Below are 25,623 nucleotides of genomic sequence, written 5' to 3' on the forward strand. Positions count from 1 at the left end.
TTTTATTCTGAAATCTAATTAAGATGGATTCGACAGTTGCTGTTGAATCCATTTTACATTTTCAGGGGTAAATAAACGGTCAATATTCTTCCAAATAATATGATAACCATAACCCCCTTGTTTCATTTCTTTCACTGCATCATCAATTGCCCAGTTTTCAAAAATAATTCGATACATGGCGACGCTCGCTCCTGTACGGTCTGAACCATGATAGCAATGTAGTAAAACACGTTGATTATTTTGCTTGGCAAGCTGGATTTGCTGCATAACTTGTAATAAATCTTGTCGATCAATTGCCCATGTATTAATCGGAATATGAACAAGAGTAAAGTCTTCATTTTTAAAGACTAAATCATCTGATGCTTTGGCTCTTAAGTTAATAATAGTCCCAATTTGATGGTGTTTTAATTCGGGAATCATTGCTGCATCGGGCTGTTCACTCCGGAAAACATCATTGCTAATTTGATAAAAATTATGAGTTTGAGAAACTAAGGTTCCCCAATCGTGAGGTCTGTGCTCATGGGCAATACTTTCGTGTTGCATACATCCTTGAAGGCTTAAACAGACCGCAAATGCAATAAGTGAAAAATTTTTCATGTTTGGTACCGCCGAAGCTCATGGGGGTCATGTGCACAAATGATCTCAATCGTTGGCTCATGTTGAGCCAGATGCTGTAATTTTTTTAGGTTAATAAGACGCTTTTCATTGTCTTCTGCAAATGTCTTTTCTAGAAGGCTAAGAGATCTTAATTTATTTGCTGGATTTAGCTCTAGGTGTGAGTAGTAAGCATCTCCACAAAATAATAACCATTGATTTTGTTGTTTTATCGCAATACCACAATGTCCAGCAGAATGGCCCAATAATGGCACCATTAAAATTTCATCTTGAAATAGGGGGAAACCTTTTACTTTTTCAAGGTTAAACCATTTTTCACCTTGTTGATACTCAACAAAGTTCCAGTACCGATGTTGTTTATATTGATTAGTTCTATAACGAAGCTTACCTTTAAAATTAGGTAGTTGTGCAGCATTATATTCATTGGCTAAAACATGGACAGTGGCGTGGGGGAAGTCTGAAATTCCGCCTGCATGGTCAAAGTCGAGGTGAGTCACAAAAATGTGCTGTATATCTTTAGGATGGAAACCCAGTTTCTGAATTTGTTGGATAGCACTGAACTCAAGATTCGGTTCAATTTTCCCCAACCGTTTGACTAAAGAGCCAAGGCGCTGTTGCATGTGTAGATAATCTTGTAGGCCAAATCCGGTATCAATCAGTACAAGGCCTCGATCAGTTTCTACCAAAAGACAATGACAAACAATTTCAGCTTTCCAGCCTCTCTGCCCAAATAAAGGTGCACATACAGGGCACATACTGCCGCATTTTAAATGATGAATTTTATGGATCATGATTTTTGTTTTTTGCACAAACTCTTGGGAAGTTATAACTGATCTCAACAGTAAAAACCATGTGTATTCATTAATGTAAAAAAAGCCATCGGGTGAGATGGCTTTTGAGGTAGAAATATTTGTTTATGTGCTTTAGTTAGTTTTCTTTGTTTTTTCTCATTATTGAATATGCCCTTTATTGGTTTTTTAGGGAATCTTTCAGATGTTTACCTACGCACTGCGTTTGTCTTGCAAGCAATAAAACCTTTAGTCGGTTTTATTGCTTTCAGGCTGTGGTGTGAGGCGTAAATAAGGTTTCACCGCAGTATAACCTTTAGGGAAGCGTTGTTTAATTTCCTCTTCATCTTTTAAAGAAGGGACAATGACCACATCTTCACCTTGTTGCCAGTTCGCTGGTGTAGCTACTTTATGCTTATCGGTTAATTGTAATGAATCAACAACACGTAAGACTTCATTAAAGTTACGACCAGTCGAAGCAGGGTAGGTGATGATTAGACGAACTTTTTTATTTGGGTCAATAATCACTAAAGAACGAACAGTAAGGGTTTCACTGGCATTGGGATGAATAAAACCGTATAGCTCAGATACTTTGCGGTCTTTGTCAGCAATAATTGGAAAATTGACTGTAGTATTTTGAGTTTCATTAATGTCATTAATCCAGCCTTTGTGCGACTCTACATCATCTACAGATAAGGCAATTGCTTTAACATTACGTTTTTCAAATTCATCTTTTAGTTTTGCTGTATAACCCAATTCAGTTGTACATACTGGCGTATAGTCGGCTGGGTGTGAAAATAAAATGCCCCAACTATCACCTAGAAAATCATAAAAATTAATAGTGCCTTCGCTTGATTCTTGTTGAAAATCAGGGGCTGTGTCGCCTAATCGTAATGTCATGATAAATCCTCAATTGCTTAAAATTTGTTATATGTTGAAATGACTATGCCGCAATTTATTTATTATTAAAATTATTGTTTTTATATTTTATTATGAACTTTTTATATAAGTGTAAATATATATGACCAAAACATATGAATTTATGGGCTGAATCAATGTAACTTTAAGATAAATTTGCTAAATTAGATTTCTCGGAAGTTGTGCTCAATAGATGAGCATTAATGTCGAGTTTTTAGGTGTCAGATGCTTTAAAGGGGCTTAGAAAATGGGTAAAACCATTTGTCTAATGATCAGATTTTTTTTATGGGTTTTGTGCAAACCCCTTGTACTTCAAATTTCTGACACCATAATAAACGACTGAGAAAAAATTTATTCATTTGACCAAGCAAGATTTAGAGAGTTTATCCATGTTGGCAAGTCTGATCGGAGGTATCTTCGGTACAAAAAATGAGCGTGAACTCAAACGCATGCGCAAAATTGTTGAGCAAATCAATGCGCTCGAGCCGACGATATCAGCTTTAAGCGATGCAGACTTATCTGCAAAAACTCCAGAATTCAAACAACGTTATAACAATGGCGAAAGTTTAGATAAGTTACTCCCTGAGGCGTTTGCAGTTTGTCGTGAGGCAGCAAAACGTGTAATGGGTATGCGCCACTACGATGTCCAGTTAATTGGTGGTATTACCTTACATGAAGGCAAAATTGCCGAAATGCGTACCGGTGAAGGTAAAACCCTTATGGGGACTTTAGCGTGTTACTTAAATGCATTAAGTGGTGAAGGCGTTCATGTCATTACTGTAAACGATTATTTGGCACAACGTGATGCTGAGTTAAACCGCCCTTTATTTGAATTTTTAGGTCTAAGCATTGGTACAATTTATTCAATGCAAGAACCAGCAGAAAAAGCAGCTGCCTATCTAGCTGATATTACCTATGGTACCAATAACGAATTTGGTTTTGACTACTTGCGTGACAACATGGTGTTTTCTTTAGCAGAAAAGAAACAACGTGGTTTGCACTATGCCATTATCGATGAAGTCGACTCAATCTTGATTGATGAGGCGCGTACGCCATTAATTATTTCTGGTCAAAGTGAAGATTCTTCACACCTCTATACTGCCATCAATACTATTCCACCAAAATTACGCCCGCAAAAAGAAGAAAAAGTTGCCGATGGCGGACATTTCTGGATTGATGAAAAGCAGCGTTCAGTTGAAATGACTGAAATTGGTTATGAAACTGTAGAACAAGAACTTATTCAAATGGGTTTGTTAGCGGAAGGCGAAAGCTTATATTCAGCTACAAATCTAAACCTCGTTCACCATGTTTCTGCGGCTATTCGTGCGCACTTCCTATTCCAACGCGACGTTCACTATATTATTCATGACGGTGAAGTCGTTATTGTTGATGAGCATACTGGCCGTACGATGCCGGGCCGTCGTTGGTCAGAAGGCTTACACCAAGCAGTTGAAGCGAAAGAAGGTTTGGCTATTCAACCTGAAAACCAGACTTTAGCAACAACTACTTTCCAGAACTATTTCCGTCTTTATAAAAAGCTTTCAGGTATGACAGGTACTGCCGATACTGAAGCTGCGGAAATGAAAGAAATTTATGGCCTGGACGTCGTTATTATTCCGACACACCGACCTATGATTCGTAATGACCAGAACGATTTAATCTATTTAAACCGTAATGGTAAATATAACGCGATTATTCAAGAAATTATGAATATTCGTCAGCAGGGTGTTGCACCAATTCTTATTGGTACGGCAACGATTGAAGCCAGTGAAATTCTATCGTCTAAATTGAAGCAAGCTGGTATTCATCATGAAGTTTTGAACGCAAAACAACATGAGCGTGAAGCAGACATTATTGCTCAGGCAGGTAGCCCGAATGCAGTAACAATCGCAACAAACATGGCCGGTCGTGGTACAGATATTATCCTTGGGGGTAACTGGAAAGCGAAACTTGCCAAACTTGAAAATCCTACCCCTGAAGATGAAGCGCGTCTAAAAGCGCAATGGGAACAGGACCATGAAGATGTATTGCAAGCAGGTGGCTTGCACATTATTGGTTCTGAACGCCATGAATCACGCCGTATTGACAACCAGTTACGTGGTCGTGCGGGCCGTCAGGGTGACCCTGGTGTTTCTCGTTTCTATTTATCTCTTGAAGATGACCTCATGCGTATTTTCGCAGGCGATCGTGTCGTTGCCATGATGCGTGCAATGGGACTTAAAGAAGATGAAGCGATTGAACACAAAATGGTAAGCCGTTCTATCGAAAACGCGCAGCGTAAAGTTGAAGCACGTAACTTCGATATTCGTAAAAACTTACTTAAATATGATGATGTGAATAATGAACAACGTAAGATCATTTATTCACAACGCGACGAAATCTTAGCTGAAAATACTTTACAAGAATACGTTGAAGAAATGCATCGTGAAGTAATGCAGGCGATGATTGCTAACTTTATTCCACCAGAGTCAATTCATGACCAATGGGATGTGGAAGGCTTAGAAAATGCTTTACGTATTGATTTGGGTATTGAGCTACCAGTTCAAGAATGGCTAGAACAAGATCGACGTCTTGATGAAGAAGGCTTGGTTGAACGCATCAGTGATGAAGTGATTGCGCGTTATCGTCAGCGCCGTGCACAAATGGGTGATGAATCTGCAGCAATGCTTGAGCGTCATTTCGTTTTAAATTCTCTTGATCGCCATTGGAAAGATCATTTGGCTGCAATGGATTATTTACGTCAAGGTATCCACTTACGTGGCTATGCGCAAAAAAATCCTGAGCAGGAATATAAGAAAGAAGCATTTAACTTGTTCGTGAACATGCTGGGTGTAATTAAAACTGATGTTGTAACTGATCTGTCTCGCGTACATATCCCAACACCAGAAGAGCTTGCAGAAATGGAAGCTCAACAGCAGCAACAAGCAGAAGCAATGAAGCTTTCTTTTGAACATGATGATGTGGATGGTTTAACAGGTGAAGTGACCGCTTCTCAAGAAGCACTTAATGAGTCGGCTACTGAACAACAAACGTTCCCTGTACCTGAAAGTCGTAATGCTCCATGTCCATGTGGTTCTGGTTTGAAATATAAACAGTGTCACGGCAAAATTTAATTTGTGTTATAAAAAAAGCAGAACGTTTGTTCTGCTTTTTTTTCGTTTGTAGTAAGCCTGTGAATAATGTTTGCAGTTTTAAGCATTAAATGCTATTTACTTCTCATCCAGAGTGTATGTTGGAAAGACAATGAAAAAAGTATTACAACCTTTATTTTTAACTGTTCTTGCTGTGCCAAGTTTTGTTTTCGCAGCAGAAACAGCTTCAGCCCCTCAAACCACAACGGTTGATAAAGTACTTGCGGCAAAAGGCCCAACTTCGGCTCAGGCTGTAGTGAAACAAGAAAATACGACGGTGATTAGCCCTCGTACAGGTATTCGTTACACATTGGGTAATACGGGTAATCGCCCAATCATTTTACAAACTGCTGCGATCGCTCCAGCAAACTCTGCAAATATTAACCGTATTGTTGCAAGTAACCCAGCTCTATCTCCAAAGAGCCAAGAAAAAGCAAAAGTTGCATTAATTGGTGAAGCTGCTGTTGCTGGTGCGGCAGCAGTTGCAGCGAATAATGTAACTGCTCCGGCTGTACCAAACAGTGTTACACCTGCAAATCCTGCATCATTGAACTAAGTTCTATATATAAAAAAGCCGGTCAATTTTGAACCGGCTTTTTTATATCAGGGTGTTTGAAAATATTTAAATCTGATTATTTACATCTACATTTTTTGTTTCGCGTATTAATAAAAACGCGATTAATGATAAAAGTGATGCTGCTGTAAGATAATAACCAACTGCATATAAACCATATGTTTCAGCAAGTTTAGTTGCAATAAGCGGTGCAAAAGAAGCACCAAAAATACCAGCCAAGTTAAACGTTAAAGCTGAACCCGTATAACGTACTGAGGTTGGGAAAATTTCTGAAAGGACAGTACCAATTGGACCATAGGTCAAGCCCATAATTGATAAGCCAGTACACAAGAACAAAAATACAATGAGTGTATTTCCAGACTCTAACATACTAGAGAAAAACAGTCCGAAAATTGCAGCAGCAATACATACACCAATAGAAGTAGCTTTACGGCCAAATTTTTCTGCAAAAATGGCAGAAAGAGGGATAAAGGCTGCAAAGCAAAGGGTTGCAAACAGTTGAAGTTCTAAGAACTCACCACGCGCATAGCCTAGTTTGGTTGTTCCCCAGTTAAGTGCGAATACTGTAGTTAAATAAAACACAACGAAGGTACAGATTGCTGCAATTGTACCGAGAATAAGTTTGCCCGTGTGTTTAGTCACCACTTCTTTAAATGGAATATTAACTTCTTTTTGCTTATCTAAAACCTTTTGGAAAGCAGGGGTCTCATGAAGTTTTAAACGAATGTATAAGCCAACAATAACCAAGACAGCACTTGCAATAAAAGGAATACGCCAGCCCCATTGCATGAATGCTTGCTCAGGAATAGCAGCACTTAGAAGTAAAAATGAACCAGTTGCTAAAATAAAACCGATAGGTGCGCCAAGCTGAGGGAACATGCCATACCATGCACGTTTGCCTTCAGGTGCATTTTCTGTAGCAAGTAAAACAGCACCACTCCATTCACCACCTAAGCCTAAGCCTTGTCCTAAACGGCATAAGGCAAGCAATAAAGGCGCGACAATTCCAATCTGAGCATAGGTTGGTAATAACCCAATACATACGGTTGAGATACCCATAGTGAGCAATGCTGCCACCAATGTTGCTTTACGACCTATACGATCTCCTAAATGCCCAAATAGTGCTGCACCGATAGGACGGGCAATAAAGGCGATCGCAAAAGTTGCAAGTGATTGTAAGACTGCGGCACTACCACTACTGGCAGGGAAAAATAGGTGTGGAAAAATGATAACGGCAGCAGTTGCATAGATATAAAAGTCGAAGAACTCAATGGTTGTACCGACTAAACTTGCAAACAAAACCCGTGTTTTCGAATTGGTGGCTACTACAGGAGCAGCAGTCGCAGAGGTTGACTCCATATAAGTCCTTATATCAGTTAAAATTTATTTTTAATTTACTATTCTCTTTAAAGGCATATTTTTCTTAAAAGAATAGCGTGAAAGAACATCATCCATGACTCTTTCAGGATCACTGAATATGAGTGAAAAATGGACTAAACAACGTACCAATAGATAGCAAGAAAGTGTGCACCTGCACCTAAAAGCACAAAAATATGCCATATCGCATGGGTATATCTTACCTTTTTTAACGCGTAAAACAATGCTCCAACGGTGTAAGCTAAACCTCCAGTAATCAATAACATCAAAGTATCTTTGCTTAAATAGGTTCGCATATCATCCATTACAAAAACGGCAAGCCAACCCATAAGAACATAAGCAAGTAGCGAAATTTTCTGAAAACGGTGAATAAAAACTAACTTGAAAAGTGTACCAATTGCAGCAATGCTCCAGAGCGCAATAAGTAAAATATGAGCTTTTTGTGTAGGTATAGCAATGCTTAAGAACGGGGTATATGTTCCAGCAATTAAATAATAAATAGCCGTGTGATCGAGTTTTTTATACCAGTAACGTAAATTTTGTGTTTGTGCAAAATGATAGAGAGTCGAACTAGTAAACACGAGAATTAAGCTAAAAGCATATACCCATAAACCTACCCACTGGGCAGTGGAAAGATAAGATCCTTTTATAATTAAAAAGACAGAGGCAACTACTGCCATAACCACACCAGCGCCATGGCTGTAGGCATTAAAAAGTTCTTCTTTTGGGTCGTAGGTTTCTAACACCGATTTACTCATAAGTTTATTTTTTGATTAAAAATACAAATGTATAGAAATACAAAACAGTCGTAAAGTTATTTTATTTTTAATCCTATACCCTTTAAACTTTCACTTTATATGAGTCACCATTTTTTAGGTATATCAGTGTCGGTTTTCTCCTTTGAGCAAGAACAGCAATTCTTTCATGAAATCAAACAAATGCTTGATCAGCAGACTTTTGAGCGTTTGATTTTGAGCCAATATAAAGGAGAGTTGACACAGCTGGAAAAAATTACTTTCCGTGTTGTGGAGTTACATGGAAAAAAACAACTTTCCGCGCTATATCATCATACCACCCAAGATGTGACTAAAAATTATTCATTCGAAGATGGCTTAGAACAGATTGCAGCACTGATTACGCAATGCAAACAAGCGAATTTATTTTCCACTCATCAAGAAATCCAGCTTAAAAAAAATAAGAAAAAAGCCATGCTTAATATGGGTAAAAAGCAAAGCGTGACTACCGCTCCAACTGTACAAGCACATGACCGTGAGAAACAGCGTTATGTACAGCAGGGTAGTGCATTTTTAAAAGAGCTTGGCATTACCGATGAGAAAGCTCAAATCATTCCAAGCATGGCTCGTAAATGGAAACAGATTAATAAATTTATCGAAATTTTTGCGAGTGCATACGAACAAATTGATGCTGAGCAAAAAGAGTTAAATATTGTCGATTTTGGTTCAGGAAAAGGTTATTTAACTTTTGCCTTGTATGATTATTTACAAGAACAACAAAAGGTTCCGCTCATTACTGGTGTAGAGCTGCGCCGTAACTTAGTGGAGTTTTGCCAGAACGTTGCAGAAAAAGTACATTTTAATCATTTAGACTTTTTTGAAGGTGACGTTCGTAGTTATCAGCCGGAAAAGCTGGACGTGATGATTGCTTTACATGCATGTGATATTGCGACTGATTTCGCTATCCATACGGGAATTCGTTTAAATGCTTCGATGATTATGTGCGCACCATGCTGTCACAAAGAGTTGCGTCCACAACTACATAGTCCTGAAGTTTTACAACCCATGCTACAGTTTGGTATTCATGCGGGACAACAAGCCGAGATGTTGACCGATACCTTACGTGCGTTACTTTTAAAAGCATATGGTTATGAAACTAAAGTTTTTGAGTTTGTATCGCTTGAACATACCAGCAAAAATAAAATGATTTTGGCGACTAAACGCAAAAACGTGACACAACCTGATGCCAAGATTATGGCTCAAATTCAAGCATTGAAAGAAATGTATGGAATTAAAAAACAGACTTTGGAATTGTTATTACAAGACCAGTTGCCGATCGAAAATATTGGCTGCAAATGCTAGGAAGGTGAGTGGATGTATAAAGTTATAGCGGGTGATTGGGAACAGCTTGAGAAAGGTGCTAAATACATCCGTGAACAAGTCTTTATTCAAGAGCAAGGCATTGCACCCGAAGATGAATGGGATGATTTTGACAGCATAGCTATGCACTTTATGGTGTATGACAAAGAGCAGCCTATCGCTACAGCACGTTTGTTGCCACAGCATAGCGTAGGGCGTGTTGCTGTTTTAATGCTTTATCGAAAGCAGGGTATAGGTAAAATTCTAATGCAGCATATTATTGAATATGCGCGCCAACATAAATTGCCTTATTTAAAGCTTTCTGCGCAAACCTATGTGACGGCTTTTTACGAAGCTTTAGGTTTCAAAGTGCAGGGTGAAGTTTACCAAGACTGTGGTATTCCACATATTGATATGACTTTAGCGTTAAGTTGAGATTCCTTTTTAGAAATCTCAACTTTGAACTACTTCATCGCATTCCAGTTTTCGATGGCCTGTAAGCCTGTTTCCAAACCAACTTCATAACTGTAACGAAGCTTTTTCGGATTTGTCGTTAAACGCCCTGCCATATTTTTAAGAGGAGGTGGACATACCTCTAAAATTTGCTGTTCTGGGTTACTGCTACGAACAAATTCAACTGAAGCATTATAACGGGCACAGCGGTTACGCAAACTATTTGCAAAACCATAATGGTGTTTAAAAGCATATTTCGCAAGGAATTGGTCGCCTCGACTACTTGCTTTAAAATAGTTCTTCGGACGAGTACGTAAAACTAATAGCTTTTTGACACCACTTTGCTGAGCCGCCCAGCGAACGGGTAGAGCATCTGCAACGCCGCCATCAAAGTAGGGTTCACCCATAATATCGACGGGATGACGAGTTAAAACCGGAATTGAGCTAGAAGCACGCAGTGCATTTAGCAAATTATCTTTACCAGCACGAAGATACTCAGCATGACCAGTTTTAGCATGGGTGAGTACCATATAAAAATCAGGGTTGCTCGCAAAAAGACGTTGCTGGTCAAGCGGGTGCTCTTGTTCGCCAATTTCCCACATCCATTTTAAATCGAGTAAATCCCCACCTTTAAAGAAGCGCTTGTAATCGATAAATTCAGGACGTAGTGAATGATCAATATAGAAGGTTAACGTGCGACCTTGTTGGCCTGCCAGGTAGTTAGCTACATTGGTCGAACCAGAAGATACGCCCACGTATAAATCAAAAGGGTTGAACTGCTGTTGTAGAAAAGCATCAAGTACACCACTGGTAAAGGCACCACGCATGCCTCCACCTTCTACAACCAGTGCATTGCGAGAAAAATCTGTCATTTGAAAAATATCTGATTACTGATGTGAATGCTGATGTTCTTGCATGTCCATTTCAGGCATATTGTCATGCTGAGTTTGCTGATCTGTTGATTTCTCAGCTTTTTGCTGCATTTCATGCTGTTGAGCTTTGCGCTGTGCCCCTGGCATATAGTCAGGCTCATTACTCATTGCTAAATAGAAAAAGCCAAGGAAGATCGCACTTAAAACACCGACGATTAGAACAAATTTCCAGCCTAAAATTGCTGATTCGGAAGAATTTTTATCGGACATAAGGATATCTCGAATGTGCTGTAGAAGCACAGAAATGAAGTCTATTTATAGCATATTTAGGTATAAGGCTGAAATCTTAAAGGTCATAAAGAAAAACCCATATAAATAAAATATATTTATATGGGTAAGGTTTATGCAATTTTTGAATATTCAAGAGCTCTAACTTATTGAATATTTTGCTTCTGCTCAGCTTTAGTTTTTAGTAACGTTGGGGGCGTGAAGCGCTCACCATATTTGGCAGCCAACTCTTCGGCACGTTTTTGTGCTTTATCAATACCATATTGATTTAAGAATTGAATCGCTCCTCCCGTCCACGGGGCATAACCAATTCCAAAAATAGAACCGACATTGGCATCAATCACTGACTCTAATACCCCTTCTTCGTAGCAACGTAGGGTATCTAAGGCTTGTACAAACAAAATACGGTCAATCATATCTTGCTCGGAGATATCATGATCTTTTTGCCAACGGTTTAAGCCTTCCCATAGGTGCTTTTTGCCATTTTCAGGATAATCATAAAAACCTGCGCCAGCAGCTTTACCTTTACGGTTTAATTCATGAATCATGGTATGAATCACTTCATCTACCGGTGTTTTCGGTAACTCTTTGCCTTCAGCTTGTAGTGCCTTACGCGTTTCACTTGCAACATGCTCGGTTAAAGTTAAAGACACTTCATCTTGAATCGCAAGTGGTCCTACCGGCATGCCAGCTTTCAGTGCTGCCATTTCAATACGCGCTGGATGGACGCCTTCTGCAAGTAAGCGCATACCTTCTTGAATAAAAGTACCAAACACACGACTGGTAAAGAAGCCACGGCTGTCATTGACAACAATTGGCGTTTTTCCAATTTGCTGTACAAAGTCATAGGCTTTGGCAAGTGTCTCTGCGGAGGTGTTTTTACCTTTAATAATCTCAACCAACTGCATTTTGTCGACAGGGCTAAAGAAATGCAGACCGATAAATGCTTTATCATTCTTGCTTGCTTGCGCTAAACCTGTAATCGGTAGGGTGGATGTATTTGATGCCATTACACCATTAGGCGCTAAGTATTGTTCAGCTTCTTGAGTGACTTTCGCTTTGAGCTCTTGGTTTTCAAATACGGCTTCAATAATCAGGTCACAACCTTGTAAGTCTTCAGCAGAAGCTGTAGCCGTAATGAGCGATAAAATCTGATCACGTTTTTCTGCCGTCATGCGGCCTTGTGAAACACGTTTATCTAAGAGCTTTTGTGAATATGCTTTGCCTTTTTCAGCATTTTCAACAGATACATCTTTAAGGATAACAGGAATGCCTTTAATTGCAGTGGCGTAGGCAATACCGGCACCCATCATGCCCGCACCCAACACGCCCACTTTAGTAGCTTGCCATTTTGCAATATCAGCAGGACGGCTAGCACCCGACTTAATTGCATTTAGGCCGTGCCAGAAAGTGCCAATCATATTTTTAGAAATTTGGCCTGTTGCTAGTTGAGTAAAGTAGCGAGACTCGATGCGCAAGGCGGTATCGACATCAACTTGAGCACCTTCAACTGCGGCAGCCATAATCGCTTCAGGAGCAGGGTAGCAACCCTTGGTTTTGTCTTTTAACATGGCTGGTGCAATGGCAAGAACTTGTGCAACTGCCGGAGTTTTTGGATCGCCACCCGGAATTTTATAACCCTTCACATCAAAAGGCTGTTGAGATTTTGGATTGGCTTTGATCCAAGCAATCGCTTTATCTAAAAGTTCTTGTTCATTTTCAGCTGTGTCATGAATTAAGCCTAAAGATTTGGCTTTATCGACACCGAACTGCTTACCTTCCATTAAAAATGGGAATGCATTTTGAAGACCAAGCAGACGGACCATACGTACAATACCACCACCGCCCGGTAGTAAACCTAAGGTAACTTCTGGTAGGCCAAATTTGCTTTTCGGGTCATTGATTGCAATACGGTGATGGCAACTTAATGCGATTTCCCATCCTCCGCCCAGTGCCGTGCCATTCAATGCTGCAACCACGGGAATCCCTAGTGTCTCAATCGTTCTTAGATGACCTTTTAACTTCTCAACCATATTGAAAAAGTCAGTTGCATGCTCAGGTTGAACTTGAATCAGTTCATCTAAATCACCACCAGCAAAGAAAGTTTTTTTTGCTGAGCGAAAAATAACACCTGAAAGTTCTGTTTCTGCTTTAAGTTTCTGGGTGACCTCATCAAGCGAGTCACGAAACTCGGCATTCATGGTATTTGCAGACTGACCAGTTGAATCAAGCGTTAAAATGACAATATTGTCGGCATTTTTTTCGTATTGAATTGCACTCATCTTTATATATTCCTAAATTTTTATACACGTTCAATAATGGTGGCAATACCCATACCACCGCCGACACAGAGCGTTGCTAAACCGCGTTTTTTATTTTGACGTTCAAGCTCATCAAGTAATGTACCCAAAATCATGGCACCGGTTGCTCCTAAGGGATGGCCTAAAGCAATCGCACCGCCATTTACGTTGACTTTTTCAGCAGGCACATTGAGCTCATTAATAAAACGCATCACGACAGCTGCAAATGCTTCGTTGACTTCAAATAGGTCAATATCATCAATTGTTAAACCAGCTTTTTCCAAAGCTTTGCGTGCGGCAGGGGCAGGGCCAGTTAACATGATGGTTGGGTCGGTACCGACTAGGGCAGTCGCCAAAACTTTAGCGCGTGGTTTTAAGTTTTGTTCTTTCACTGCTTTTTCTGAAGCCAGTAAAACGAGAGCTGCTCCATCGACAATACCTGATGAGTTACCGGCATGATGAACATGATTTACTTTTTGTGCTTCTGGATATTTTTGTAGGGCAACAGCATCAAAGCCCATTTGCCCCATCATTTCAAAACTTGGGTTGAGTTTTGCAAGACCTTCAAGTGTGGTATTGCCTTTAATAAATTCATCTTTTTCTAAAATCACAACACCTGCGTGATCTTTAACTGGCACAACTGATTGATCGAAATAACCATTTGCTTGAGCTGCCGCTGCTTTTTGTTGTGACTTTACGGCAAAATTATCAACATCTTCTCGGCTATAGCCATCTAAGGTTGCAATGAGGTCAGCGCCAACACCTTGTGGAACAAAAGATGATTTAAGGTTGGTTTCCGGATCTAAGGCCCATGGTCCGCCATCAGAACCCATTGGGATACGTGACATTGATTCAACGCCACCAGCAACCACTAAATCTTCCCAACCAGAACGAACTTTCATGGCTGCCATGTTGACCGCTTCTAAACCTGAAGCACAAAAGCGGTTAATTTGCACACCTGCAACATCATCATTCCAGCCCGCTGCAATCGCTGCTGTTTTGGCAATATCACCGCCCTGATCACCAATTGGTGTGACGCAGCCCAGAACAATATCATCTACTTTAGATGTATCGAGTTGATGGCGTTGCTGTAATTCGTTTAATAGAGTGGTGAGTAATGTGATTGGTTTTACTTCGTAAAGAGAGCCGTCTTTTTTTCCTTTTCCGCGTGGTGTGCGAATGGCGTCAATAATATAAGCCTCGCTCATAACAGTTCCTTTTTTTATTACTTAAACTTTGTCGTGTTTTGAGTGTACTGTTTTTAAGAGGGAGTGCAATGACGATAAGCGCACCAGTCAGGTGATGATTTTTGCCAATGGCGATACAAAAAAGCCCAAGTTGAACTTGGGCTAAATGTGAAACTAAAGAGATTTAAGAATTAATGGTAACCATGGAGCTGGCGATATAGACCGGGAGTAACACCAGTCCACTTTTTAAATGCACGGTGGAATGTACTGGTTTCACTAAAACCAACTTGCTGAGCAACATCTTCAAGTGTTAACTCAGGATTGAGTAATAAATGAATCGCAGCATCTCGGCGTAAAGCGTCTTTCACGCCCTGATAGCTTTTACCTTCGGCAGCTAGGCGGCGGCGTAAAGTTTGCGGAGATAAATACAACATTGATGCAACGTCATTGAGCGTTGGCATTTCTTCACCAATCTGGCTTTTGAGTACTTCACGAATACGTGAAGTCAACGAATTGGTGTTTTTGAATTTTACTAAAAGCTGAGCAGGGGCTGCTTTTAAGAATTCTTCTAATGTTTTTTCATCTTGGCGAATTGGCAAATCAAGATAATCAGCCGCAAAGGTTATTTCGGTACGCGGTGCGTCAAATTGCATAACCGGCGCAAAGAATAACGCGTCATATTCATCTGCATGTGCAGGACGTGGATAGCTAAAATGAACACGTTCTAATGGTAAGCGACGTTCAATCAGCCATGATGCCAATCCATGCCAGATCATGAGCATACTTTCAGTAATGAAATGATCCGGATCTAATGTTTTTGGAATGAGAGGTACTAAACGTGCTTCGTGTTTGTCACGCTCCAGCGTTACTGACCATTCATCACCAAATAATTTGTAAAATTGAGATGAAAGTTCAAGGGCTTGGCCCAAGGTTTTTGCATGAATAATCAACTGACACATAATGGCAAAAGTGCCCAAACGACGCGGTTGTACATCGAAACCAACGTGTTCGTCTTGTGTGACCATCCATAACATTTTTATAAAACGGGTATATTGTTCTGGTGAGATTCGAGCTTTAGGTTGACGTAATAGTTCCGCTTCGATACCCACATGTGAAAGTAACGTCTCGACATCCATGCCAAGGCGCTTTACGCCTGTCAAAGCCGCATTCACGAAGTGGATGCTAATCGTATCGCGACTCATATTGAATCCTTCAGTCTCTTTGATGTTCACTTTAAATTGACCTAAATGACCGTCTAAAAAAATAAATTGGCGATTTACAACAGTGTAAAAGCACTTTTTACATGTTAAATTGCCGAAATGATCAAGGTAAATGGCTGAACATGACATTGTTTTAGAATATTTGCTTAACTAATATAAAAGAAAATTCGAATAATAGTGGTTAAAAAAACGATGACGACTGCATTAAATGGACTTAAAGTTCTCGATTTCTCGACGCTCTTACCTGGACCTTTCGCCACAATGTATTTAGCCGATATGGGGGCAGAAGTCATCCATATTGAATCTCCATCACGTCCAGATCTCATTCGGATTATGCCGCCCTATGCAAATGGACAGGCGACTGCGCATAGTTATCTAAACCGAAATAAGCAGTCGATCGTTCTCGACTTAAAAGATGCTGCAAGTATTGATCTGATTAAAGCCAAAATTTCTGAATTTGATATTGTGATTGAGCAGTTTCGGCCAGATGTCATGCGCCGTTTAGGGCTGGACTATGCCACCCTTGCAGAAATTAACCCGCGTTTAATTTATTGTTCAATTACAGGTTATGGCCAAACTGGAAGTTATAAGGACAGGGCGGGACACGACATTAATTATTTAGCCTTAGCTGGTATTGCTGGGTATAGCGGCCGACAAGATAGCGGCCCACCACCGCTTGGTATTCAGGTTGCCGATATTGCTGGTGGTTCATTACATGCAGTCATTGCGATCTTGGCTGCTGTAGTTGAACGTAGCCGTAGCGGTATAGGTCAATATATTGATATTTCCATGACGGACTGTGTTGCGAGTCTAAATAGCATGGCAGCTTCTGCCACACTTGCTGCACAAGTTGAACAGACTCCTGAGCAGGGGATGCTCAATGGTGGGATTTTTTATGACTATTATATGACGCAAGATGGCCGTTATCTTTCTATCGGTAGCCTTGAACCACAATTTATGGCAGGTTTGTCTGCGGCATTAGACTTACCTGTGTTATTACAAAAAGGTGCGTCATTAGATGAGCAAGATCGACAGGAAGTTAAGCAAGCCATTCAAGAAAAAATTAAAGCCAAAACATTTAAAGAATGGCATGAAATTTTTGCAAATCTCGATGTTTGTGTAGAACCCGTATTGAGTTTAAGTGAGGCTTTAAATTCACCGTTAGCACAACAACGTGGATGGATTGTGAATGTTCCTTTGCAAAATAATACGCCAGATACAGAACCACAAATTGCATGCCCAATTAAGTTTTCACGTTCGCAGATGCGATATTCCTTTGTAGGTCAAAAACTTGGCGAAGGGCATTGGTGAGGTTGAGGGGCTATTTCTTATACAGTATGTATTGAAATTATTATCTGAATAATCAATTGATTAACATTTTGAATAATTTCTTTACATAAAATTAGCGTAACCTTTATAAACAAAGACATAAAAGGTTCGTAAACATGAAAACGCATAAATCTTTGATGGTTTCCTGTTTATCCGTTTTATCAATTACTCTTTTTGTTCAGCATGCACAAGCTGCTGCTGCATTTGACCCAAATGGTTCTTGGATGTTGGGTGATTGGAACGGGCAACGTACAGCGTTGCAAGCACAAGGTTATGATTTTTCTTTTGGATATACCGGTGAATATGCCGGTATTTTAGATTCCAAACAAACATCTACACACGGTAGTGCTTATACAGGGCAACTTGCTTTAGGTTCTCATTTGGACCTAGGTAAAATTTTAGGGTGGCAAGATACAGAAGCTCAAATCACATTAACTTATCGTGATGGGCAATCGCTTTCTGAACATTCTCCAGCATTGGCTGGGCACCAAAGTTCTGTTCAAGAAGTGTGGGGCCGTGAACAAACTTGGCGTTTAACAGATTTATGGATCAAGAAAAAATTCCTTGATCAGAAGTTAGATGTTAAAGTGGGCCGTTTTGGTGAGGGTGAAGACTTTAATAGTTTTGACTGTGATTTCCAGAACTTGGCACTTTGTGGTTCACAAGTGGGTAACTGGGTAGGCGATCAGTGGTATAACTGGCCAGTTAGCCAATGGGCAATGCGTGTCAAATATAACTTGCAACCTGATTTATATACACAAGTGGGTGTATATGAATATAACCCTGAAAACTTGGAACGTGGCAAAGGCTTCAACCTAAGTACAGATGGTTCTCACGGTGCAATTATTCCAGCAGAAGTAGTTTGGTCACCTAAATTGGGTGTGCAAAGCATGCCTGGTGAATACCGTTTAGGTTATTACTATAGTACTGCCGATGCCAAAGAAATTGCAGATTCAACTAAAACATCTCATAAGCAAGGTGTTTGGGTAACTGCAAAACAGAAATTATTCCAGCCAGCTGATCAAACTGACCGTGGTTTAACAGGGTTTGTGAACCTAACTTTCCACGACTCAGATACCAACAAAGTTGATAACATGCAAAATATAGGCTTAGTCTATAAAGGTTTGCTCAATCAACGTCCTCAAGATGAGTTGGCACTTGGTGTTGCTCGTATCCATATCAATGATGATTGGAGCGATGTTCAAGCCAAAGAATACGACACCGAATATAATACCGAGCTTTACTATGGTATTCATGCCACTAACTGGCTAACTATTCGTCCAAATGTGCAATATGTTCGTCATGTTGGTGCATTAAAAAATGGTGATAACACTTGGGTAGGCGGTATTAAGTTCTCAACTGCATTCTAAGTAATTATTCCGAAAACGGATTGTCGAGGGCTAAATCATTGATTGAAGTATCCTGACCTTCCGTTTTTTTCTTTATGCCTGAATTTTGTTTTAGACGTATTGGTGATGTCATTTTTCTATAAGTTTTTTGGCACATCTTTCCGATAAAAATGATGATTGATAAGAGGTGGTTTATGAATCAACCTTCTTCAAGATCAGGTTTAACGACTTTTACCGTAATTATTATTGGGTTATTGGCGTTATTCCTGCTAATTGGAGGTATTTGGCTCGCTACACTAGGCGGTTCAATTTACTATATTGTAGCTGGAGTCTTACTTCTCATTGTTGCATGGCAACTCTACAAGCGCGCTTCTGCTGCTTTGTGGGTTTATGCCGCATTAATGCTAGGTACTATTATCTGGAGTGTCTGGGAAGTTGGAACAGACTTTTGGGCGCTTGCACCACGTTTAGATATTTTAGGTATTCTTGGTTTATGGTTATTGGTTCCGGCTGTAACTCGTGGAATCAACAACCTTGGATCAAGTAAAGTTGCCTTATCTTCAACTTTAGCAATTGCAATCGTGTTGATGGTTTATTCTATCTTCAATGATCCGCAAGAAATTAATGGTGAAATCAAGACACCTCAACCAGAAACTGCTCAAGCCGTTCCGGGCGTTGCAGAGAGCGACTGGCCTGCTTATGGTCGTACTCAAGCTGGTGAACGTTATTCTCCATTGAAACAGATTAATGACCAGAACGTAAAAGATCTGAAAGTTGCCTGGACATTCCGTACTGGTGATTTCAAAACAGATAATGACTCTGGCGAAACAACCAATCAGGTTACACCAATTAAAATTGGTAATAACATGTTTATCTGTACAGCTCACCAGCAATTAATTGCGATTGACCCAGCTACAGGTAAAGAAAAATGGCGTTTTGATCCAAAGCTTAAAACGGATAAATCGTTCCAGCATTTAACTTGTCGTGGTGTAATGTATTACGATGCAAACAACACAACTGAATTTGCGACAAGCTTACAAACTAAAAAGTCGACTTCAACTCAATGTCCACGTAAAGTCTTTGTTCCAGTCAATGACGGACGTTTAGTTGCTGTAAATGCTGACACAGGTAAAGCATGTACTGACTTTGGTCAAAATGGTGAAGTGAATTTACAAGAATTCATGCCATATGCTTATCCAGGTGGTTATAACCCAACATCTCCAGGTGTTGTTACTGGTTCAACAGTGGTTATTGCCGGTTCGGTTACCGACAACTATTCAAATAAAGAGCCATCAGGTGTTATCCGTGGATATGACGTAAACACTGGTAAGCTTCTTTGGGTATTTGATACTGGTGCAGCAGATCCAAATGCAATGCCAGGTGAAGGTACAACCTTTGTTCATAACTCACCAAATGCTTGGGCACCTTTAGCATACGATGCCAAACTTGATATCGTTTATGTTCCAACAGGTGTAGGTACTCCAGATATCTGGGGTGGTGACCGTACCGAGTTGAAAGAACGTTATGCGAACTCTATGTTAGCGATTAACGCTTCAACAGGTAAATTGATTTGGAACTTCCAGACAACCCATCACGATTTATGGGATATGGACGTACCGTCACAACCATCTTTGGCAGATATTAAAGATAAATCTGGTAAAACTGTTCCAGCAATTTATGTCTTGACCAAAACAGGTAATGCCTTTGTTCTTGATCGTCGTAATGGTCAGCCAATTGTTCCTGTAACTGAGAAACCAGTTCCACAAACAGTTAAACGCGGACCACAGACTAAAGGTGAGCATTATTCAAAAACTCAGCCATTCTCTGATTTGAACTTGGCACCACAAGATAAATTAACTGATAAAGACATGTGGGGTGCCACTATGCTTGATCAGCTTATGTGTCGTGTGTCTTTCAAACGCCTCAATTACGATGGTATTTATACGCCACCATCTGAAAACGGTACTTTAGTTTTCCCTGGTAACTTAGGTGTGTTTGAATGGGGCGGTATGTCAGTTAACCCTGACCGTCAAGTTGCTGTAATGAACCCGATTGGTCTGCCATTCGTGAGTCGTTTAATTCCTGCTGATCCAAACCGTGCGCAAACTGCAAAAGGTGCGGGAACTGAGCAGGGTGTACAGCCAATGTATGGCGTACCTTATGGTGTTGAAATCAGCGCATTCTTATCTCCACTTGGTTTACCTTGTAAACAACCTGCTTGGGGATATGTTGCTGGCGTAGATTTGAAAACTCATGAAGTCGTTTGGAAAAAACGTATTGGTACAATTCGTGACAGTTTACCGAACTTGTTCCAGTTACCAGCTGTAAAAATTGGTGTTCCTGGTTTAGGTGGTTCTATTTCTACTGCAGGTAATGTCATGTTTGTTGGTGCAACTCAAGATAACTACATCCGTGCGTTTAACGTAACGAATGGTGAGAAACTTTGGGAAGCGCGTTTACCAGCAGGTGGACAAGCAACACCAATGACTTATGAAATTAATGGTAAACAATATGTTGTAATTATGGCCGGTGGTCATGGTTCATTTGGTACAAAAATGGGCGACTATTTAGTGGCTTATGCATTACCAGATAACAAATAAAAGTTTGCTATCAAAAAAGCCCGGATTTATCTGGGCTTTTTTTATGTCAATTTAGATTAAAGCTTATCAATAAAACCGTTATTAAATATGCAAAAAAAGCATTTTATTGATGAATAAAAGCTCGCTATGCTATCCGCCTTAATAATGAATCTACTAGCCATACGCCATGTATTTATATACCGATTTCGATCAGCAGCTGATTAATCAACGAGTTGCTCAGTTCCGCGATCAGACAGAGCGCTATTTAGCGGGCAAACTTTCTGAAGATGAATACCGCCCATTACGTTTGCAAAATGGTTTATATGTGCAACGTTATGCACCAATGCTACGTATTGCTGTGCCGTATGGCTTAATGAACTCAAAACAATTACGTAAAATTGCTGAAGTATCAACTCAATATGACCGTGGCTATGCACACGTATCTACGCGTCAAAATATTCAGCTAAACTGGCCTGCACTTGAAGATGTGCCAGAAATTTTAGCTGAACTCGCAACTGTACAAATGCATGCCATTCAAACCAGTGGTAACTGTATTCGTAACACGACTACTGACCAGTATGCAGGTGTAGTTGCTGGTGAAATTGCTGATCCACGCCCAACATGTGAATTGATTCGTCAGTGGAGTACATTCCACCCGGAATTTGCATTCTTACCACGTAAATTTAAAATTGCCGTTTCTGCACTTGAAGAAAAAGACCGTGCAGCAACAGCATTCCATGATATTGGTGTGTATATCGTGCGTAATGAAGCAGGCGAGATGGGCTACAAAATCATGGTGGGTGGTGGTTTAGGCCGTACTCCGATTATTGGTAGTGTCATTCGTGAGTTTTTACCACGTGAAGATTTAATTGCTTATTTAGAAGCAGTTTTACGTGTTTATAACTTACATGGCCGTCGTGATAACAAGTATAAGGCGCGTATCAAAATCTTGGTTAAAGCATTAACGCCTGAAGTATTTGCACAGAAAGTTGAAGCTGAATTTGAACACACACGTGAAACATTAAAAATTCAGCCAGAAATCTTGAAAAAATTAGACGAAGAGTTCACGCCGTTTGATTATCAAGATTTAGAAGATGAAGACTTTACAGCTTTATTTGCTGAGCATCCAAAATTCAAACAATGGTTCAATATCAATACGCATGCACATAAAGTAAAGGGCTATCGTATTGTTACGATTTCTTTAAAACGTGCAGGCATCGCACCGGGCGATATGACCACTGAAGAAATGAACTTCATTGCAGATCTCGCTGATAAATATACGTTTGGTGAACTTCGTACGACTCACGAACAAAACATTGCTTTAGCAGATGTACCTCAAAAAGATTTGTTCGATGTATGGCAAGCGCTTGAACAACACAACATGGCTCGTGCGCATATCGGCTTTATTACCGATATTATTAGCTGCCCGGGTGGTGATTTCTGTTCACTTGCAAATGCGAAATCAATTCCTATTGCTGAAGCGATTACACGCCGTTTTGAAGATTTAGATAAAGTTTATGATCTTGGTCATTTAGACTTAAATATTTCTGGCTGTATGAATGCTTGTGGTCACCACCACGTGGGTAACATCGGTATTTTAGGTGTAGATAAAAAAGGTGCTGAGTTCTATCAAATTACATTAGGTGGTAATTCAGACCATGATGCTTCCATTGGTGACATCTTAGGACCATCATTTGCAGCAGAAGCCGTGCCTGATGTCATTGAAGAAGTATTAAATACGTATCTTGATTTACGTACTGAAGGTGAGCGTTTCGTTGATACATATCGCCGTGTAGGAATTCAACCATTTAAGGAGCGTGCATATGCTTAATACAGCTCTACCTGTGCTTTATAAAGATGGCACGATTGCAGATAATACTTATCAAATCATTGCTGAAGATGGTGTGATTCCTCAAGGTGACGTTGTTTTAACAACAGCACAGCTCGATCAACTGGCGAACATTCAAGGTAAAAAAGCTTTGTATGTGACTGTGAACGATTCACCAGAAGATCATACATTTCCATTAAGTGAACTTGATGCAATTTTTATCGAGTTCGCAGGTTTCGGAGATGGGCGAGGTTATTCATTCGCTGCATTATTACGTCGCCAAGGTTTCCAAGGTGAACTACGTGCAACAGGTGATGTATTTAAGGATGTCTTAAATTATTTAAAACGTTCAGGTTTTGATAGTTTTGTCATTAAAGAAGGTAAAGATGTGCAAGAAGCTGCTGCTGGTTTGCAAGACTTTACTCATCCTTATCAAGCTTCAACAGCTGTGCCAAAAGCAAGTTATCAAACTGGTGCTTAAATAGCTTCTAAGTGAAAAGGCTGAACTCAGGTTCAGCTTTTTTTATAAATAATTTTTTAAATAAATGAATTGAAGAATAAAAATGTTCGCTTTAATTTCAAAAATAAATCCTGGCGCTTGGTGGTTAATATTCGCTATTGCAACGGATGTACTTTCAACCTTTTATTCAGCTAAAGGCAATGGATTAGTTAATAAAACTGCTCAGGGAATTGCTCTAGTTTTGTATATTATCTCTTTTGCATGCGCTGCTATTGCTTTGAAATATATGCAAGCTGGAATTTTATATGTGTTGTGGTCTGGGGTGGGGGTATTGGCGACCGCTTTTCTCGCAAAGATTTTTCTTGGGCAAAACATTGATGTCGCAGGATGGATTGGGATTGGTTTTATTACAGTCGGCTTAATGATTATTGCGCAATACTCTAATATCGATGTTTAAAGCCCTTATAGAAACACTGAGATCTCTATAAGGGCTAAAGACTTAAGTATCTAACTGGCAGTTAACCATCCATTTGACACCAAATTGATCAGTAAAAGCACCGTATAAAGCACCCCAGAACGTTTTTTCTAGTGGCATTTCAATTTTGCCATTTACAGATAAGGCATCAAAAAGTTGCTTTGCCTTTTCTTGCTCATCTTTTTCAAGGTTAATTGCAATGTAATGATTATTGCCCTGAGTAAATACACTATTTGGTGTACAGAATTGATCAATGACATCTGATGCCATGAGTACAGTGTATTCGTTAATCGGCAGGGAAACATGAAGCACTAAATTTTTTTGAGCTTCGGATAACGTCACACCGTCATGAGGCGGCATATCGCTATAGCGGCTCAGCATGGCAAATTCACCGCCGAATACTGATTTATAAAAATTAAAAGCTTGCTCTGCCTGGCCTTGAAAATTGAGATAGTGATTGAGTTGCATTGTTATTGTCCATTGTTGTTTTCATTTAGAAGAATAAGTTAAAACGGAAAAGAGATTTTGTGGGTCATTTTTTGTAGTTTTTTCATAAAAAATCCCACCGAAGTGGGATTTTAAAAAAAGCTTTAATTAAAGAATTTCGATGGCAACAGCTGTTGCTTCACCACCGCCGATGCAAAGAGCAGCGACACCCTTTTTACCACCAGTACGTTTAAGCGCATGAATAAGCGTAAGAATAATACGAGAACCTGTCGATCCTACAGGATGACCAAGTGCACATGCTCCACCATGAATATTGACTTTTTCTGGATCAAGTTTGAAATCATCAATTGGACACATCGTTACCATAGCAAAAGCTTCATTAATTTCCCAAAGGTCAACGTCCTGAGCATTCCAACCTGCTTTTTTAAGTACTTTTTCAATAGCGCCAACAGGAGCAATTGTAAATTCTGAAGGATGTTGAGAATTTGACGCAGTGGCTATGATTTTTGCAAGTGGTTGTAAGCCGCGCTGTGCTGCAACTTCACTCGATGTTAAAACTAGTGCAGAAGCACCATCAGAAATTGAACTCGCGTTTGCAGCAGTAATTGTACCGTCTTTTGCAAAAGCTGGTTTAAGGGATGGGATTTTATCAATCTTCGCATTTAAGGGTTGTTCATCCTGATCGACAATGACATCACCTTTACGGGTAGAAACAGTAACAGGTACAATTTCATCTTTGAAATAGCCTTCAGTAATCGCAGTTTGAGCACGTTTTAAAGAACGAATTGCAAAGTCATCCATTTGCTCACGAGTATAACCACGTGTATTTGCCATATCTTGAGCAAATGAACCCATTAAACGTCCAGTTTCAGCATCTTCTAAGCCATCAAAGAACATATGGTCTTTAATTTCACCGTGGCCCATACGGTATCCCGCACGTGCTTTGGGTAAGACATAAGGCGCATTGGTCATCGACTCCATACCACCGGCAACTACAATTTCAGCACTTCCTGCTTTAATCATATCAGCCGCTTGCATTACCGCCTTCATACCTGAACCACAAAGCTTATTAATTGTCACAGCTCCTGTTGAATCAGGTAAACCTGCTTTACGCATGGCTTGACGAGCAGGGCCTTGCTTTAAACCCGCTGGTAGTACGCAACCCATAATGACTTCTTCGACATCTGTAGGCTGTAAACCTGCTCGTGCGATTGCTTCTTTAATTGTTACCGCTCCTAATTCAGGAGCAGTTAGTCCTGATAGTGATCCTTGAAAACCACCCATAGCAGTACGAGCACCATTAACAATTACGATGTCAGTCATTGTTGTAATCTCCGATT

Annotated in this window: 22 protein-coding genes; 10 read left to right on the forward strand and 12 right to left on the reverse strand. The window is 40.0% G+C overall.

Annotated elements, in window-relative coordinates; genetic code table 11:
- Nucleotides 1-18: 18 nt before the first annotated feature.
- The 3 genes from R5R67_RS05650 to R5R67_RS05660 all read right to left on the reverse strand — a co-directional run bounded on the left by R5R67_RS05650 (nt 19) and on the right by R5R67_RS05660 (nt 2,303).
- Nucleotides 19-597 carry a dual specificity protein phosphatase family protein gene (locus tag R5R67_RS05650; protein ID WP_000787967.1) on the reverse strand — a complete coding sequence of 193 codons (579 nt, stop codon included), beginning with the start codon at nt 595-597 and terminating at the stop codon, nt 19-21.
- Nucleotides 594-1,406, reverse strand: coding sequence for an MBL fold metallo-hydrolase (locus tag R5R67_RS05655; protein ID WP_187407564.1), 813 nt, complete (start codon nt 1,404-1,406; stop codon nt 594-596). Before R5R67_RS05655 ends, R5R67_RS05650 begins: the two co-directional genes overlap by 4 nt.
- Nucleotides 1,407-1,652: 246 nt before the next feature.
- On the reverse strand, nt 1,653-2,303 hold the full coding sequence (locus R5R67_RS05660; RefSeq protein WP_000175335.1) for a peroxiredoxin: 651 nt from the start codon (nt 2,301-2,303) through the stop codon (nt 1,653-1,655).
- A gap of 407 nt (nt 2,304-2,710) precedes the next feature.
- On the opposite strand from R5R67_RS05660, the gene secA reads away from it, so the two are divergent.
- Both secA and R5R67_RS05670 read left to right on the forward strand, forming a co-directional pair.
- On the forward strand, nt 2,711-5,434 hold the full coding sequence (gene secA, locus R5R67_RS05665) for a preprotein translocase subunit SecA (RefSeq protein ID WP_000881349.1): 2,724 nt from the start codon (nt 2,711-2,713) through the stop codon (nt 5,432-5,434).
- A gap of 130 nt (nt 5,435-5,564) precedes the next feature.
- Nucleotides 5,565-6,008 (forward strand): hypothetical protein, encoded by a 444-nt coding sequence (locus tag R5R67_RS05670; protein ID WP_000757175.1) that lies wholly within the window; start codon nt 5,565-5,567, stop codon nt 6,006-6,008.
- A 66-nt stretch (nt 6,009-6,074) separates the two neighbouring features.
- On the opposite strand, the gene R5R67_RS05675 is transcribed toward R5R67_RS05670, so the two are convergent.
- Complete coding sequence (locus R5R67_RS05675; protein WP_000446412.1) at nt 6,075-7,385, reverse strand: MFS transporter; 1,311 nt, start codon at nt 7,383-7,385, stop codon at nt 6,075-6,077.
- A gap of 134 nt (nt 7,386-7,519) precedes the next feature.
- On the reverse strand, nt 7,520-8,161 hold the full coding sequence (gene trhA, locus R5R67_RS05680; protein ID WP_010590631.1) for a PAQR family membrane homeostasis protein TrhA: 642 nt from the start codon (nt 8,159-8,161) through the stop codon (nt 7,520-7,522).
- Between the two features lie 126 nt (nt 8,162-8,287).
- Here trhA and R5R67_RS05685 point away from each other — a divergent pair, with 126 nt between their 5' ends.
- Together R5R67_RS05685 and R5R67_RS05690 are read left to right on the forward strand one after the other, a co-directional pair.
- On the forward strand, nt 8,288-9,499 hold the full coding sequence (locus R5R67_RS05685; RefSeq protein ID WP_000110457.1) for a class I SAM-dependent methyltransferase: 1,212 nt from the start codon (nt 8,288-8,290) through the stop codon (nt 9,497-9,499).
- 12 nt (nt 9,500-9,511) lie between these two features.
- A complete protein-coding gene (locus tag R5R67_RS05690; protein WP_000278734.1) occupies nt 9,512-9,931 on the forward strand; it encodes a GNAT family N-acetyltransferase in 420 nt (139 codons plus the stop codon).
- A gap of 29 nt (nt 9,932-9,960) precedes the next feature.
- Here the strand turns inward: R5R67_RS05690 and R5R67_RS05695 are convergent, their stop codons facing one another.
- From R5R67_RS05695 to R5R67_RS05715, 5 genes are all read right to left on the reverse strand, one after another.
- Nucleotides 9,961-10,821: a patatin family protein gene (locus R5R67_RS05695; RefSeq protein ID WP_000129254.1), complete on the reverse strand. Its 861-nt coding sequence runs from the start codon at nt 10,819-10,821 to the stop codon at nt 9,961-9,963.
- 15 nt (nt 10,822-10,836) lie between these two features.
- On the reverse strand, nt 10,837-11,091 hold the full coding sequence (locus R5R67_RS05700; RefSeq protein WP_001280986.1) for a hypothetical protein: 255 nt from the start codon (nt 11,089-11,091) through the stop codon (nt 10,837-10,839).
- Nucleotides 11,092-11,255: 164 nt separating this feature from the next.
- The gene (locus R5R67_RS05705; RefSeq protein WP_001274322.1) at nt 11,256-13,391 is read right to left on the reverse strand and encodes a 3-hydroxyacyl-CoA dehydrogenase NAD-binding domain-containing protein; all 2,136 of its coding nucleotides are present in this window, start codon (nt 13,389-13,391) and stop codon (nt 11,256-11,258) included.
- A gap of 20 nt (nt 13,392-13,411) precedes the next feature.
- Nucleotides 13,412-14,617, reverse strand: a complete 1,206-nt coding sequence (locus R5R67_RS05710) for an acetyl-CoA C-acetyltransferase (protein ID WP_001287646.1) — start codon at nt 14,615-14,617, stop codon at nt 13,412-13,414.
- Between the two features lie 170 nt (nt 14,618-14,787).
- Nucleotides 14,788-15,798, reverse strand: a complete 1,011-nt coding sequence (locus tag R5R67_RS05715; RefSeq protein WP_000085721.1) for an AraC family transcriptional regulator — start codon at nt 15,796-15,798, stop codon at nt 14,788-14,790.
- 210 nt (nt 15,799-16,008) lie between these two features.
- On the opposite strand from R5R67_RS05715, the gene R5R67_RS05720 reads away from it, so the two are divergent.
- The 6 genes from R5R67_RS05720 (at nt 16,009) to R5R67_RS05745 (ending at nt 23,818) form a co-directional block, all read left to right on the forward strand.
- Complete coding sequence (locus R5R67_RS05720) at nt 16,009-17,127, forward strand: CaiB/BaiF CoA transferase family protein (protein WP_000205330.1); 1,119 nt, start codon at nt 16,009-16,011, stop codon at nt 17,125-17,127.
- A gap of 155 nt (nt 17,128-17,282) precedes the next feature.
- Nucleotides 17,283-18,515 (forward strand): carbohydrate porin, encoded by a 1,233-nt coding sequence (locus tag R5R67_RS05725; RefSeq protein ID WP_079377343.1) that lies wholly within the window; start codon nt 17,283-17,285, stop codon nt 18,513-18,515.
- 173 nt (nt 18,516-18,688) lie between these two features.
- On the forward strand, nt 18,689-21,094 hold the full coding sequence (locus R5R67_RS05730; protein WP_001075596.1) for a glucose/quinate/shikimate family membrane-bound PQQ-dependent dehydrogenase: 2,406 nt from the start codon (nt 18,689-18,691) through the stop codon (nt 21,092-21,094).
- A gap of 166 nt (nt 21,095-21,260) precedes the next feature.
- Entirely contained in the window at nt 21,261-22,904 is a 1,644-nt protein-coding gene (locus R5R67_RS05735; RefSeq protein WP_000281766.1) for a nitrite/sulfite reductase, read from the forward strand.
- Nucleotides 22,897-23,382 carry a DUF934 domain-containing protein gene (locus tag R5R67_RS05740; RefSeq protein WP_000935247.1) on the forward strand — a complete coding sequence of 162 codons (486 nt, stop codon included), beginning with the start codon at nt 22,897-22,899 and terminating at the stop codon, nt 23,380-23,382. Before R5R67_RS05735 ends, R5R67_RS05740 begins: the two co-directional genes overlap by 8 nt.
- An 82-nt stretch (nt 23,383-23,464) precedes the next feature.
- Entirely contained in the window at nt 23,465-23,818 is a 354-nt protein-coding gene (locus R5R67_RS05745; RefSeq protein WP_000457783.1) for a DMT family transporter, read from the forward strand.
- Between the two features lie 42 nt (nt 23,819-23,860).
- Here R5R67_RS05745 and R5R67_RS05750 read toward each other — a convergent pair whose 3' ends face one another.
- Together R5R67_RS05750 and R5R67_RS05755 are read right to left on the reverse strand one after the other, a co-directional pair.
- Nucleotides 23,861-24,304: a VOC family protein gene (locus R5R67_RS05750; RefSeq protein WP_001176580.1), complete on the reverse strand. Its 444-nt coding sequence runs from the start codon at nt 24,302-24,304 to the stop codon at nt 23,861-23,863.
- A gap of 126 nt (nt 24,305-24,430) precedes the next feature.
- The gene (locus R5R67_RS05755; RefSeq protein WP_000129968.1) at nt 24,431-25,606 is read right to left on the reverse strand and encodes a thiolase family protein; all 1,176 of its coding nucleotides are present in this window, start codon (nt 25,604-25,606) and stop codon (nt 24,431-24,433) included.
- Nucleotides 25,607-25,623 lie beyond the last annotated feature (17 nt).

The sequence above is a fragment of the Acinetobacter sp. OYA S30 genome (assembly GCF_033599315.1).
GTDB lineage: Bacteria > Pseudomonadota > Gammaproteobacteria > Pseudomonadales > Moraxellaceae > Acinetobacter > Acinetobacter baumannii.